Origin of the sequence: Acidicapsa ligni, from assembly GCF_025685655.1 — a bacterium.
Taxonomy (GTDB): Bacteria; Acidobacteriota; Terriglobia; order Terriglobales; family Acidobacteriaceae; genus Acidicapsa; species Acidicapsa ligni.
This window is the reverse complement of sequence record NZ_JAGSYG010000002.1, coordinates 116,953-130,833: the sequence shown is the minus strand read 5'-3', so window position 1 is coordinate 130,833 and position 13,881 is coordinate 116,953. Positions and strand designations below refer to the sequence as shown.

13 protein-coding genes are annotated in these 13,881 nt (G+C 57.2%); 8 read left to right on the top strand and 5 right to left on the bottom strand.

Annotated elements, in window-relative coordinates; all coding sequences use genetic code 11:
- Positions 1-22: 22 nt before the first annotated feature.
- The gene (locus OHL19_RS06965; RefSeq protein WP_263356920.1) at positions 23-172 is read right to left on the bottom strand and encodes a hypothetical protein; all 150 of its coding nucleotides are present in this window, start codon (positions 170-172) and stop codon (positions 23-25) included.
- 185 nt (positions 173-357) lie between these two features.
- Between OHL19_RS06965 and OHL19_RS06960 the strand changes: the two genes are divergently transcribed.
- The 4 genes from OHL19_RS06960 to OHL19_RS06945 all read left to right on the top strand — a co-directional run bounded on the left by OHL19_RS06960 (position 358) and on the right by OHL19_RS06945 (position 5,610).
- Complete coding sequence (locus tag OHL19_RS06960) at positions 358-1,377, top strand: zinc-dependent alcohol dehydrogenase family protein (RefSeq protein ID WP_263356919.1); 1,020 nt, start codon at positions 358-360, stop codon at positions 1,375-1,377.
- A gap of 107 nt (positions 1,378-1,484) precedes the next feature.
- A complete protein-coding gene (locus OHL19_RS06955) occupies positions 1,485-2,447 on the top strand; it encodes an ABC transporter ATP-binding protein (RefSeq protein ID WP_263356918.1) in 963 nt (320 codons plus the stop codon).
- Complete coding sequence (locus OHL19_RS06950; RefSeq protein WP_317890547.1) at positions 2,440-3,288, top strand: ABC transporter permease; 849 nt, start codon at positions 2,440-2,442, stop codon at positions 3,286-3,288. Before OHL19_RS06955 ends, OHL19_RS06950 begins: the two co-directional genes overlap by 8 nt.
- A 60-nt stretch (positions 3,289-3,348) precedes the next feature.
- Positions 3,349-5,610 (top strand): S1 family peptidase, encoded by a 2,262-nt coding sequence (locus tag OHL19_RS06945; protein ID WP_263356917.1) that lies wholly within the window; start codon positions 3,349-3,351, stop codon positions 5,608-5,610.
- A gap of 33 nt (positions 5,611-5,643) precedes the next feature.
- Here the strand turns inward: OHL19_RS06945 and OHL19_RS06940 are convergent, their stop codons facing one another.
- Both OHL19_RS06940 and OHL19_RS06935 read right to left on the bottom strand, forming a co-directional pair.
- Entirely contained in the window at positions 5,644-7,539 is a 1,896-nt protein-coding gene (locus tag OHL19_RS06940) for a sensor histidine kinase (RefSeq protein WP_263356916.1), read from the bottom strand.
- An 18-nt stretch (positions 7,540-7,557) separates the two neighbouring features.
- On the bottom strand, positions 7,558-8,637 hold the full coding sequence (locus OHL19_RS06935) for a YpdA family putative bacillithiol disulfide reductase (protein WP_263356915.1): 1,080 nt from the start codon (positions 8,635-8,637) through the stop codon (positions 7,558-7,560).
- A gap of 110 nt (positions 8,638-8,747) precedes the next feature.
- Here OHL19_RS06935 and OHL19_RS06930 point away from each other — a divergent pair, with 110 nt between their 5' ends.
- From OHL19_RS06930 to OHL19_RS06920, 3 genes are all read left to right on the top strand, one after another.
- Positions 8,748-9,002 carry a type II toxin-antitoxin system VapB family antitoxin gene (locus OHL19_RS06930; protein WP_263356914.1) on the top strand — a complete coding sequence of 85 codons (255 nt, stop codon included), beginning with the start codon at positions 8,748-8,750 and terminating at the stop codon, positions 9,000-9,002.
- Positions 8,999-9,388 carry a type II toxin-antitoxin system VapC family toxin gene (locus tag OHL19_RS06925; RefSeq protein WP_263356913.1) on the top strand — a complete coding sequence of 130 codons (390 nt, stop codon included), beginning with the start codon at positions 8,999-9,001 and terminating at the stop codon, positions 9,386-9,388. The genes OHL19_RS06930 and OHL19_RS06925 overlap by 4 nt, the downstream gene beginning before the upstream one ends.
- A gap of 170 nt (positions 9,389-9,558) precedes the next feature.
- Positions 9,559-11,070 carry a fumarate hydratase gene (locus OHL19_RS06920; protein WP_263356912.1) on the top strand — a complete coding sequence of 504 codons (1,512 nt, stop codon included), beginning with the start codon at positions 9,559-9,561 and terminating at the stop codon, positions 11,068-11,070.
- Positions 11,071-11,166: 96 nt separating this feature from the next.
- Here the strand turns inward: OHL19_RS06920 and OHL19_RS06915 are convergent, their stop codons facing one another.
- Both OHL19_RS06915 and OHL19_RS06910 read right to left on the bottom strand, forming a co-directional pair.
- Positions 11,167-11,916: a hypothetical protein gene (locus OHL19_RS06915; RefSeq protein WP_263356911.1), complete on the bottom strand. Its 750-nt coding sequence runs from the start codon at positions 11,914-11,916 to the stop codon at positions 11,167-11,169.
- 354 nt (positions 11,917-12,270) lie between these two features.
- Positions 12,271-13,020 carry a hypothetical protein gene (locus tag OHL19_RS06910; protein WP_263356910.1) on the bottom strand — a complete coding sequence of 250 codons (750 nt, stop codon included), beginning with the start codon at positions 13,018-13,020 and terminating at the stop codon, positions 12,271-12,273.
- A gap of 233 nt (positions 13,021-13,253) precedes the next feature.
- On the opposite strand from OHL19_RS06910, the gene OHL19_RS06905 reads away from it, so the two are divergent.
- Entirely contained in the window at positions 13,254-13,835 is a 582-nt protein-coding gene (locus OHL19_RS06905; protein ID WP_263356909.1) for a c-type cytochrome, read from the top strand.
- The last annotated feature ends 46 nt before the right edge of the window (positions 13,836-13,881 follow it).

Genomic DNA, 13,881 nt, shown 5'->3' with positions numbered 1-13,881 from the left:
CGCGAAAATTGAATTGATTGAATTAGTCGAGCGCCTTGATCTGAGCCTCGACATGAGCCAACGCTGCTTCTAACGCGGCACGACGGCCAGGGTTCGAAGTCCGCTGCCCAAGGATGTTTTCCTTCTGCAGATTCAACGCCTGCAGTTGACGGGCGACGTGTGCTTTATCCACTTGTTGCTTCCGCAAATCTTGTGCACTTCCAGAAAAAACGGACGATTGCTGCTGGCTTGCTGCCATTTGCTCCTCCACCGATTTGCTTTCCCAACCTCGGGCCATGTATCCATTGTACGTTGTATGCGCTCGACAACCGAGGGTAAGGGCCATCTTTGCTGGCCCTAAATATAGGAGAACCAATCTTGCAGCAATGGCAAATCCCCGCTTTTGGCATCGATTCGCTGATTCTGGCAAATCGTAATTCCATCTCACCGGCCTCACTCCATGCCAACGAAGTCCTGGTTCGCATTCACGCTATCTCTCTCAATTTCCGAGACTTGATGGTCGTCGAGGGCAAATACAATCCTCGCCTGGCGCTGCCCCGCATTCCCTGTTCCGATGGCGTAGGCGAAGTAGTTGCCGTTGGCGCAGACGTACAGCAATGGAAAACCGGTGACCGCGTAGCAGGCTGTTTCTGGCAGAACTGGGAGGACGGCGCACCCTCTGCCGCGCACTCCAAAGGAGCCTTAGGCGGCGATATCGACGGCGTACTGGCCACGGAAATCGTCCTGCGCGAGACAGGTCTGGTGCGCATCCCCGACCATCTGAACTACGAAGAGGCCGCCACACTGCCCTGCGCAGCCCTTACCGCCTGGAACGCCCTCTTCACCGCAACTAGCGTAAAACCGGGCGATACCGTCCTGATTCAGGGAACGGGAGGCGTCTCCATCTTCGCACTGCAATTCGCCAAACTAGCCGGGGCAAAGGTGCTGGGCATCTCCAGCAGCGACGAAAAGCTCGAACGCGCCAGGACACTCGGTCTCGATGCCGGACTGAATTATCGCACCAGCCCTGACTGGGAAAAATGGGCGATGGAGCAGACCGCCGGCGCCGGCGTCAACCTGGTCGTCGAGGTCGGCGGCGCAGGAACACTTCCGCGCTCAATCCGCGCCATCTGCCACGGAGGCGTGATCGCACAGATCGGCGTTTTAACCGGCGCAGCAGAGGTTCTCGATGTCCGCCCCATCCTCACCAAACAGGCCCGCATTCACGGCGTCTATGTCGGTTCGCGCGCTCAGTTCATTGCGATGAACAAGGCAATCTCGCTTTCAGGACTCAAGCCGGTGATCGATCAAGTCTTCCCCTTTACCGAATTTCCCCTTGCCCTGCGTCGAATGGAATCCGGAGCCCATTTTGGCAAGATTGTAATCTCAGCAAACTAGACTTGCTCCTGGACCGGATCTAGACGGGAATCCGGGGGCAAGTAAACCACCTTTCCTGTAATCTGATTACAGGTGCAAACTTCCCCGCCCACAATGAGCCCATCCTGATGCCGGATCAAAATCCCGAATTGATTGTTGAAATAGAACAACTTACCAAGGTCTACGATGCCAAGCAGCGAGTAGTCGCCCTGGACGGGATCGATCTGACTGTACGCCAGGGTGAAATCTTCGGCCTGCTTGGGCCAAACGGCGCAGGCAAGACCACCACCATCAGCATCTGCACCACCCGCACACTGCCCACCAGCGGCAAAGTGCGCATTGCCGGGATCGACGTTGTGAAGCAGCCATCCCAGGCACGACAGTTTATCGGCGTCGTTCCGCAGTACAACACGCTCGACCGCTCCCTGACCATCTTTGAAAACATCTACTACCACTGCCGTTATTTTGGATTTTCCAACGCTCAGGCCAAGGCGCGCGCCAGTGAACTACTGGCCCAGTTCCTGCTGACCGAGCGCAAGGACGCGTACCCTTCGCAACTCTCCGGCGGACTGGCGCAGCGTGTGCAGATCGCACGAGCCATTGCTCATCGGCCCAAAGTTTTGTTTCTGGATGAACCAAGCGCAGGCCTCGATCCGCAAAGCCGCATTGCCATGTGGACCGCCGTGCAGGGACTGCGCAAAGAAGGCATCACCGTCGTCCTGACCACGCACTATATGGAAGAGGCCGACGAGCTCTCCGACCGCGTTGCTGTTGTGGACCGCGGCAAAGTGCTGGCCCTGGGATCGCCGCAGCACTTGAAAGATACGCACGGCGCCCAGACCATCATCGACCTCAAATTGCGCAATATCGCCGGAGCCGAGGCCCTTGCCTCCGATCTGCGCCTGCGCGAAGGCGTAAAGAGCGCCGAAACCCTGCCCGACGGCCTGCGCGTTTTTGCAGGCAACGTCGATGGCCTGCTTCCGGAGATCATTCAGTCCTGCGCAAAACTCGGCCTGAGAGACATTTCCATCACCGAACCGAGTCTGGAAACAGTCTTCATCCAACTGACGGGGAGGGACTTGCGTGAGTAATTCATCCATCCAGGGGATTCCGTCCCAGAAGACTCCATCCAAACAAAGCATGTTCCTGAAAGCCTTCTGGGGACTGTACCTCCGCGATCTGCGTGTGCTGAGCCGGGAGCTGATGCCGTTCCTGCTCCGCGTCGGCATGCAGCCTCTGCTCTTCCTCTTCGTCTTCACCTTTGTTATGCCACACATAGCAAGCGGCAATCCGATGGCGTCCGCGGCTGGCCCCAGTTTTGGAACCGTCCTGCTGCCGGGCCTGATGGCCGTGGCAATCATGTTCAGCGGTATCGCCGCCGTCGCCCTGCCGCTCTCGACCGAATTTGGCGTTACCCGCGAGATTGACGACCGCGTCATGTGCCCCGTGCCCGTAGCCGTCGTCGCACTCGAAAAAGTCTGCTTCAGCGCGATGCAAAGCATAGTCGCCGCACTCTCGGTCATTCCCATGGCGATCCTGATTCCAGCGACGCCGGTCTATCCCGACTTCCATAACTGGCCATTGCTGATCATCGTCCTGATCATGTCGAGCCTGTTGGCCGGTTCCCTCGGGCTGGCCATCGGCTCCATCGTCAGTCCCAAGCAGATTGGGCTGGTTTTTTCCATCATCGTCGTGCCGATTACCTTTTTGGGATGCGTCTACTACCCGTGGGCCTATCTGGAAAAAATACGCTGGTTACAGATTGCCGTTCTCTTCAATCCAATCGTATATATCAGTGAGGGTCTACGCGCGGCTGTCACTCCGGGTGTTCATCACATGCCTGAGTGGGCTATCCTTCTCGCGCTGACGATCTTCCTGGCAATCCTGGGCCGTTTTGGTGTACGCGGCTTCCTGCGCAGGGTAATTTCGTAAGTCGGCAATGGAAATGAATCTGGCCGCACAATACCTTTGTTTTGAAAGCAGAGTTTCATTTTGCGTCTGAACCCGCTCCATGCTTCCGCTGTCGTACTGGCCCCGGCGATCCTCGCCGTTGCGGGCTGCGGTGGACATGTATCTGCCTCCGGGACAGACATCGCAGGTGCGACCAGGGTATCGATCCACGCCGCGACGACCCAGGTGGACACCAGCCGCACCACGCAATACTCGGCCACCCTGTCCACCGGCGAACCGGCCAAAGTAGAGTGGTCCGTGACTGGCGGAGACCCGACCGCAGGCGCAGGCAGCATCAGCGCGAATGGCCTTTATACGCCGCCCAGCTATCTCACCCAGGACGAGGCAAACGTTACCGTCAGCGCCGTACCGGCAAAGCAAGCCAGCCAGTTCAGCCTGACCGAGAGCACCGCAGACCTCACCGTGACTCCCGGGTTTCTACAGCCGCTCACGCCTGAAAATCTGGCACTGGGAGCGAATGGAACCGTGTCGATCTCCGGGTCCATGACCGAAGTCGGCGGCAGCGCCAGCATCCATTTTGCCCTCGCCAGCGACACCGCAGGAACACCCAGCGACGCAGGCACACTCTCCCAACCTCACTGCACCCGCAGTTCCGTCAGCAGCGCCAACCCCGCATACACCGTCTGCACGGTCACCTATGCAGCGCCCGCAACGATTGCAACGCCTGTGCTCGTGTATGTTGTCGGATATGTGGGCAGCTCCCCCACAAAATCCGCCACGCGAAGCTGGACGCGCGTGCTTCTCAACTCCTCCGGAATCAACAGCAATCCAGTCGGACACCAGGCCCATCTCGCAGCTCCGGTACAACTCGGCTCATCCAGTGGCAGCAATACGGATTACGACGCAAGCCTGGGCTCACTCTCCGACTGCTGTGGCGGCACCCTCGGCGCGTTGCTGCAGGACACCAGCGGAAACCAGTATGTGCTCAGCAACAATCACGTGCTGGCGCGCAGCGACCAATCCCTTATCGGCGAAACCATCATCCAGCCCGGGCTGATCGATAACGGATGCACTCCCTACGGCGTCGGCCCCGGCACCACCCCCATCGCCAACCTCACCGGCTATCCCGCCTTGACCTCGCCCGCCACCAACGTGGACGCGGCCATCGCTCGTGTCGCCTCCGGCGCGGTGGATCTCAAAGGCAGCATTCTGGAGCTGGGAACCAAGCAGCAGGACGGCTCCCTCGCCGCAGCTCCCCTGGGAATCTCATCCACCAGCGGTAAGGGTCAGGCAGCATCGCTCGGCATGATGGTCGCCAAGAGCGGCAGGACGACCGGACTGACCTGCGCCAGCGTCTCTGCAATGAATGTCGACGTCGTGGTGGACTACTTCACCGATTGCGCTGAAACCAGCCACTCCATGACCAAGACTTTCACCAACCAGATCGCCATTTCCGGCACAAGTTTCAGCGATGCCGGTGACTCCGGTGCCCTGGTGGTCGATACAGCTAACGCGGAGCCCGTAGGCCTGTTCTTCGCCGGTGGCACCGATGCGGATGGAGTGGAGCACGCCATCGCGAATCCGGTTTCAGATGTACTCGGCGCGCTGAACAGCCAGGTTCCCGGAGTGGCCGGCCAGACCAGTTACAGTTTTGTCGGAGGCCCGGATCACCCCGTCTCCTGCCTCAGCTACAGCAGCCAGAAACTCTCGGACGATACCTCAAGTTCAGTAACGGCAAGCTATGCCAAACTGGGTTCGATTGAACTGGAGCGCGTCGAGGCGGCCCTGCCGCTCGCTCAACAGCTGGCCCAGCAGTCCCAGGGCCCCTCTACCGGAATCGTGCGCGTCGGCCCTGCCGCCAGCAAAGATCATCCGGAAGAAGGCGCCGTAGCCTTCTACGTTGAGCCAGGCTATGTTGGAACTCCCCCAGCCACCATCGGCGGTCTTCCAACACTCGTAATTCCCAACGAAGCGGCCGCAGCCACTCCACAGCCGCATGCCGCGTCTCTGGCCCAGGTATTGGCTGTCAAACAGCGCAATGCAGCCACGCTTCTGAAGTCCAACCCGGCAATCTTCGGCGTAGGGGTCGGGCAAAGTCTGGATAACCCCGGCGACGCAGCGATCGTCCTTTTTGTGGATCGTAAGAAGGTAAGCAGCGCTCTACCCGAATCAGTCGAGGGGCAGCGCGTTCGCGTCATCCTGATGGACCGCCTGCATGTCACGCGTTCCCATGGAACGCCGTCGCAAAGCTCCGGTAGCTGCTTCAGCCATCAGCAGAAAGCCCTCCCCGCCGAGAACTCCTATCCGGACCTGCTACCGGACACGATCAAGCTCCCCAACTAAACAGATCTCTTCCGGAATATCAGGCCAGGAACATCAGGCAGGCGCGGATATCTCCGCCTGTTCTACTTCCTGCGCAGTGACCAACTCTGGCTCATCCGGAAAGAACAGCTCAAAGGCCGTACCGGACTTGCCTCCATCTGCATTCGACCTGCTTCGCACGCGAATCGAACCGTGGTGCTTGACCACGATCTCCCAACTCACCCACAACCCGAGTCCTGTTCCGGTCACTTCCTTGGTCGTGAAAAAAGGCTCAAAGATATGCTTGCGCACCTCTGGCTGCATACCGGACCCCGTATCCGCCACCTGGAAGCGAACTCCGGTGCGCGACGGATTGCTCCAGTCTCGGGAGCGTCGCGCTCGAACCTCCAACCGCCCACCCTCCGGCATCGCGTCAATCGCGTTGCCTACCAGGTTGGCAAACACCTGCCGCAGTTCTCCTGCAAAACAATAGAGCGTGGTCTTCGCATCATATTTCCGCTTGACTTCAATCCCCAGGTTGCGCAGCCGTCCCTGGTGCAGGCTCAGCACCGAATCGAGCAATTCCGAGAGATTGGCCAACGCAGGCAGCGTGGACTGCCGGTAAAACCGCAACGTCTGCTGGGTGATCTCCGAGATGCGCCGAACCTCGTGATCCGCCATGACCGCATAACCCAGGGCTGGCTCTTCCAGTCCCGAATAGTTGATCAGCAGGTACAACAGGTTCGTGATCGCCTCCAGAGGATTGTTGATTTCGTGTGCGATGGAGGCAGCCAGCCTGCCGGTCGCAGCCAGTTTCTCCGTCTTACGCAGCGCTTCCTCGCCGCGCTTGCGGTCGCTCGCGTCCATCACGATCAACCCAACCCAGCGAACCTGGCTGGGCGTGGTGCGGATCGGATACGCAGAGGTAATCCATGTCCACGGACGAGTGGTTCCCAACGCCGTCCCCGTCAACTCCAGATCGCGTACCGGCTCGTCATTTTCAAAGACACCCAGAATCGTCTTTTCCAATTGGAGTGCAACAGCGGCCGGCAAAACCTCCGACAGTGGCCGCCCAAGATGCCGGCTCAGCGGAATTCCCGTAGTGTCGGCAAAAATCCGATTGACCCGCACAAACCGGCAGCGGCGGTCAAAAAAGGCCAACCCAATAGGCGCATTCGCCAGCATGGAATCAAGCAATGAGAGAGTATCGCTCAGCCCGGAGCGCTGTTCTTCGATTGAGGCCATCATGCGGTTAAACGCCTCAATCAGGTCCCCAATCTCGTTATGCACAGTTACCGGCAGCGGAAAGCTGGTGTGGCTTTCAGGAGATTCCATCAATGCCCGCGTCCCCCGGTGAAGCACAGCAAGCGGTCCGGTAATCGACCGGGCCAATCCCCATGCCATAAGAACCGATGTCGCGATCCAGATAAAGCCAAACAGTGTGATGGAGTGCAGCAAAAAGATCAACTGGCCGCGATCCCAGGCCGGATCCATTTGCACCCAGATGAACCCAAACAATTTGCCCTGGAAATAAATCGGCTTCGCCGACTCCCATACATCCGGGCCGATCTTGAAGACATGGGATATATTGAGCACCATCAGCGGAATCTGGCTGCGCTCTGCCGGTGTCAACGCATGCCCCGCAGGCACCCCTTTGTTTACATAGAGGATCTTGTTATCGACATCCGACACCTTGGCAATGGCAACATTGGGCGCAGAACCCACCATATGCAGCGAGGCGCCAATCATCTCCGGACGACCGGCCTGCAGTGCATCTCTGATTTGCAAAACCAGCGTGTCGCACTGACGCCCTAACCGCTGTTGCGCGCGAAAATAAGTCTCACGCGACTGGCGATGAATCAGCAGCACCCCGAATAACAGGAGAGAAAGCGTCTCCAGAAGCACCAGTCCAGCCAGAAGCTGAAACTTGATGGAACGAGGCCATCCCCGGACCCTCACGCTAGCTCTCATGGCTGTCCCTCTCCCGGCTTATAGGACTGGAATATTTAACAATTGTGACGTAGAAAAGGGCCCAGCGGCTCGCTTTTTCACAAGATCTGCAGTAATTTGTCCGCCGTGAAAGCGGCCATTCTCGATAAAGATTTCATTGGTGCGCGCTCCCGCCACGATCACCCCTGCCAGATAGATGCCGGGAACATTGCTCTCCAGCGACTCAGGATCGCAAACCGGCAGCCGATCCGGCCCTTTCGACCGTACTCCGAGGCTCTCTATAAAAGAAAAATCAGGATGATAGCCCACCAGCGCAAAGACAAAATCGTTGCTAAGAATACGCTCCCCCGATGGAGTCTCCAGCCGTACAGAATCGATTGAGATCTCCGCTACCTGCGAATCGAAATAAGCGGTAATCTCGCCATTCTTGATGCGATTTTCGATATCAGGCTTGATCCAGTATTTCACGTGACGATGAATATCCGGGCCGCGATGCACAAGCGTCACACGCGCCCCATGCCGCCACAGCTCCAGGGCAGCAATCGCCGCAGAATTTTTACCGCCAATCACCAAAATCTCCAGGTCGGAATAGGGATGCGGATCGTCGTAATAATGCATCACCTTCGAGAGATTCTCCCCCGGAATTCCAAGGTAATTCGGCAGATCGTAATAACCGGTCGCGATCACTAACTTGCGCGCCACGATTCGTCCACTACGCTCAAAACGGTCGCGCGTATGCACAACAAACTGTCCGTCTGAACCCGTCACCTGCTCCACGCGATGATACTGCCGCACTTCCAGCTTGTAATACGCCGCGACCTGCCGGTAATACTGCAGCGCCTCATTGCGGTTGGGCTTGGGATTGGGGCTGGGAAAAGGAATGTTGCCGATCTCCAGCAGCTCCGGCGTGGTGAAAAAAGTCATGTGCGAAGGGTAATGGTAGAGCGAATTGCAGATGCAGCCCTTCTCCACCAGAACCACGCGAAAGCCTGCATTCTGCGCGTCAATAGCGCAGGCAAGCCCCGTCGGCCCCGCCCCAATGACCAGTACATCGTAAATTTCGCCGGGAGTGTCGCCGCCTGCCAGCCCCGCACCCGATTCCAAAATGGCATCGCTCATTCTCTTAGATTATGGCATTGCAGGATTTCTCACCTGCACAACCCCCATCAAGCTTAAGGAAAACACCACGGATGGTAGAATTATAGATAATACTGGTAGAAAGGTAGACAATGACGAGCCTGAATATAAAGAACGAAGAAACGGTTCGATTGGTAAGAGAACTGAGCAAGCGCACTGGACAAAGCATGACTGGTGCAATCACCCTTGCAGTAAAAGCGCAACTGGAGCAGCCCAATCCAAAAGCTGAATTAGCGAAGTGGCTGGATGAGGTAACGCGTGAAACCGCCGTTTTGATGAAGGACGGACCCACTTCCACGGAGCTGATAGACGCGTTATACGATCCGGAAACGGGACTCCCGATATGATCCTCGACTCCTCGGCATTAATCGCAATACTTAGAGAAGAACCGGAGGCCCAGGCATTCAAGGCCGCAATACTGGAATCGCGATCTGTCAAAATCTCCGCAGCTACTTACCTCGAAGCCAGCATCGTCGTGGACGGATATAAAGATCCATTACTACGAGCTCGTTTCGATGCCATCCTCGAAGCAACGCATATTGAGATTGAGCCTTTCACCGTTCAACAGGCCCGAATCGCTCGCCAGGCCTACCGCGACTACGGCCGCGGCAGCGGACACCGGGCTAACCTCAACTTCGGCGACTGCTTTGCCTATGCACTGGCTCGCGACAAGCGAGAACCGCTGCTCTACAAAGGCAATGACTTCATTCACACCGATATTCGCAAGCCCTAATGCTCTTAGCCGTTGCCTTTCTGTCTATCATTCCCGCAGGGAATCTGCTTCTGCCGCTCTTCATAAAAGGACAATTATCCAAACTGAACCAATACCGACATTTTCGTAATATGCCAGCGATAGCCCACATCCTTTACCCTAGTGGGGTAGCGATTTGAGGAGCTTTTCTCATGACGGTCATTCGGCAGGAAGATTTTATTGCGAGTGTTGCAGGCGCATTGCAGTACATCAGCTACTACCATCCAGTACACTACATCACCAGCCTCGCCGCTGCCTATGAAAAGGAGCAATCTCACGCGGCCAAGGATGCGATGGCGCAGATCCTGATCAACAGCCGCATGTGCGCCGAAGGTCATCGGCCCATCTGCCAGGACACAGGCATCGTGAATGTCTTCCTCAAGGTCGGGATGGACGTACGCTTCGATTCAGAACTCGATCTACAGGCCATGTGTGACGAAGGCGTCCGGCGGGCCTATCTCGATCCAGATAACAAGCTGCGCGGCTCCATTCTGGCCGATCCTGCGGGAGCCCGCAAGAACACCAGAGACAACACCCCGAGCGTCGTAAATGTTGAACTGGTGCGCGGCAACACGGTCGATATAACCGTAGCAGCCAAAGGCGGCGGCTCCGAGGCCAAGAGCAAATTCGTCATGCTCAATCCGTCCGACTCTGTCGTTGAATGGGTGCTTAAGACTGTCCCCACAATGGGCGCAGGCTGGTGCCCGCCAGGCATGCTGGGTATCGGCATCGGCGGCACTGCGGAGAAGGCAATGCTGCTCGCCAAGCGATCTCTGATGGATGACATCGACATACAACAGCTCATCGCGCGTGGCCCCAAAAACCGTGCCGAAGAACTGCGCATCGAGTTGTATGACAAGGTAAACCGTCTCGGCATCGGTGCCCAGGGTCTGGGCGGTCTAACTACCGTTCTCGACGTGAAAGTGCTGGATTCCCCCTGCCACGCCGCCAATCTGCCTGTAGCCATGATTCCCAACTGCGCGGCAACCCGCCACGCACACTTCGTACTCGATGGCTCCGGTCCCGTGTATCTCGATCCACCGTCTCTCGAGGACTGGCCCAGGCTGACTTACGATGTCTCCAAAGCGCGCCCGGTAAACCTCAACACGGTGACTCGCGCCGAAGCTGAGTCATGGAAGCCCGGCGAAGTACTCCTCCTCAGCGGCAAGCTGCTCACAGGACGCGACGCCGCGCATAAACGCATGACCGACATCCTCAATCGCGGTGAAAAACTGCCCGTCGACTTCAAGGACCGTTTCATCTACTACGTAGGCCCGGTAGATCCCGTCCGCGAAGAAGTCGTTGGCCCGGCTGGCCCAACCACCGCCACGCGCATGGACAAGTTCACCCGCCAGATGCTCGCCGAAACCGGTCTGCTGGGCATGGTTGGCAAGGCCGAGCGCGGCCCGACAGCCATTGAAGCTATTCGCGAATTCGGAGCCGTCTATCTCATGGCTGTAGGCGGCGCAGCCTACCTGGTGTCAAAGGCGATTCGCGGCTCAAAATTACTGGCCTTTGAAGACCTGGGCATGGAAGCAATCTACGAATTCGACGTAGAAAATATGCCTGTCACCGTCGCCGTCGATTCCAAAGGAACAAGCGTTCACAACACTGGCCCAGCCGAGTGGCAACAGCGAATTGCCGGAGTTCCCATCCTGCAATAACTCCTCCGCAAATTGAAAAAGCATAAGGCGCGAACAGGATTCAATCTGTTCGCGCCTTATGCTTATAACTCGATAACTACCCGAAGATGCTGAACCTTATAGCTTGCCAAAACGAACGACTACACCGGCAGTAACTCCACGGCCATTCTGAATCGACGAACCAAAAGTAGTCAGCAGATACTCCGGCGCGATACGAATACCGACACTCGGATTCACGTTGTACTCAAATGGAACGCTGGCGCTGAAGGCACCCGCTGGTCCATTTCCATAAAGCCCCAGTGCAGTGGGGCCAAAAGTCGCCGTATCGCTGGAGAAATTCCCATAAGCGATACCACCCATGATCCTGCCGGAGATCGAGTATTTGGGGTGGAGCACGAAGCGGTAAGTCGGTCCGATCAGGGCCTCATACTGGCTGATGCGCGGCTCCGTAATGGAGCTTCCCGAAATCGCGTTCGGTCCAACGTAGGCCGGTCCATACAATCCACGTCCATCCAGCGTAACGCCGAACTTTTCGGTGTAATAGCGGCTAACGCCCAGATTCCAGCCGTACTCATTCAGATGTTGCAGACCCTTTCCCGGTACCGCGCCAGGCCCAGGAATCGTGCGCGTATACCCTCCACCGAGATACACCTCGTACAGATGGCTGTATACATCATGGATAGCCGTAGCGCGACGCTGTTCCCTGCGAGCGCGAATACGCGCCTGAACGGTCATGGACTGCTGAGTCGGCGTTGGTGCGGCGGCAGCAGGCTGCTGCGGTTGTGAGCTGCTGTCTTGTGCCTGTAAACCCAGGGTTGCAGACGCGGTAAGAACAAGCAAAAGAACAGAATTTTTAAACGAAAACATCGGTATCGGGATTCCTCCACAGCGATCGAGAACCGCGCCAATATGGCAGCAGCCCCTTTCGTATTAAATCACCTTAGGGGCCAGCCCCGTATTGCCAGAACCTGAAAGAGGCTCCGAAAGAAGACCCGAAAGCAGATCAGGTCCACGCGAACAGCCACTCCGCACACACGTATAGCGCGTCTTCTGGTTCGAGCCCTTCATCGCAGATGCAACAACAAAGAGTGACAGCGGTAAGACGGTTTCAACTACCGTTTCGGTATCGCGAATTCCAGAAACCCTTCCGGAAACCATTGAATATCCTGCGCCCAGGCGCCATCCAGCCCAATTCCGCCCGACCCGATTTCCCGAATCAGCTTAGTGAATCAGCGCCAGATCTGCCTTCAGCTCATCCAGTTTGAACCCCGAAGGAGCACCCTTACGCGCCAGCCAGTCATGGCTCAGCAAAGCATGCGCCTCATCGACATATTTTTCCCAGAACGCATTGGTCATCGTCTTGGTTGCTCCCCACGTGATGCAGGTAAAGCCGTGAGCATCATACTTGGGCACAAAGACAGCATGGCCGCCCCAGCTACCCGCCTTTGCGTGCGCCCCGCCATCCTTCACAACGTCCCAGACATCCTGCGTCTGCGCCGTAATAGGCAGACCAACGCCGATGTACACACCGCCAAAGAGGTGAATCGCCTGTCGCACCTCTTCCAGATTGGTAATCGCCACATCGGCAAAAGCGATCAGTTTGTGCGTATCGAAAGCCCCCTTTCGCCATCGGGTCAACACATTCAGCTCAACTCCGCCAGCATCAGTGCTGGGATCGCTCGGCTTGTATCCATCCCATTGCTCGAAGTATTCCAACACCTGCGCATCAGGCACCGTAATCTCGCCCGCTGTATTCGCCGACCAGACCTGGACCGCATGGGCCACACTGGCAATCGTGCAGTCGCCCAGTTTGTCATTGAGCATCATGCCCCACTTCTGAATGCCCTTGGTCCAGTCAGCAGCAGCAGGAGCAGCCGGCAGCCCGGCCCCGATATATTTCCCAAGTTGCAGGGTGCGGCTGTCCGTCCGAATGGACTTGCGGCCCAGCTTCATGTTTGTGTGATCTGCCATTGCAATATCCCTCTTTCCAATCTCTCCGCCAGACTCACCGAATTCATCAACCAGCCGATACAAATGGAGTAGTGCAATGAATACTAATTCCCCTATGCGGAAAACCTGCAGAAAAAACCCGGCATCCAGATCGGGACAAACTGCAGGTCATAAATAAATCAGTAGCCGCACCAGGTTCGCCATCGGGTTGATAGTCCGCTAGTATGGTTGAGAAACTGGAGGTTCCGTTTCAGATGATGCGAATTTTCCTGGGAATTATCATCGGAATCCTGCTTCTTCCCGCAGTGGCATTTGTCTGGTTCCATCACGGCCATCCCCCGGTTGCGGCAAGCGATGACGCGCTGCCCTTTGAACGGCAACTCGCCGAAATTGCCCTCCACAATCGGATCGACAGAGAGATACCCCGCACAGTGCCGATCGAGCCGAACGAAGCAAATTTCATCGCCGGAGCCCATATCTACCGCGAGCAATGCGCCTTCTGTCACGGAGTCTCCAGCACCCCCTCCGCAGCCGGCGGACACATGTTTCCCGACGCGCCCCCGCTTTGGGAAAAGCATCATGGCGAAGTCGTAGGCGTGAGCGACGACCCGGCCGGAGAAACCTATTGGAAAGTCTCCAATGGCATTCGCCTCTCCGGGATGCCTGCCTACAAAGGCGTCCTGTCCGAAACGCAGATGTGGCAGGTCAGCGTGCTGCTCGCCAATGCCGACAAGCCTCTGCCTCCCGAAGCAATAACCTTGCTGAAGGAGCCTCTGAACTTCACGCCCGGCCAGCCCGTTAATCAACCCGGCAACCAGTCCAGTGCCGTAAAGTAGTTTCAACCAGAAAAAGTCCCCCTCGGCACAAAATCGTTACCTGCCC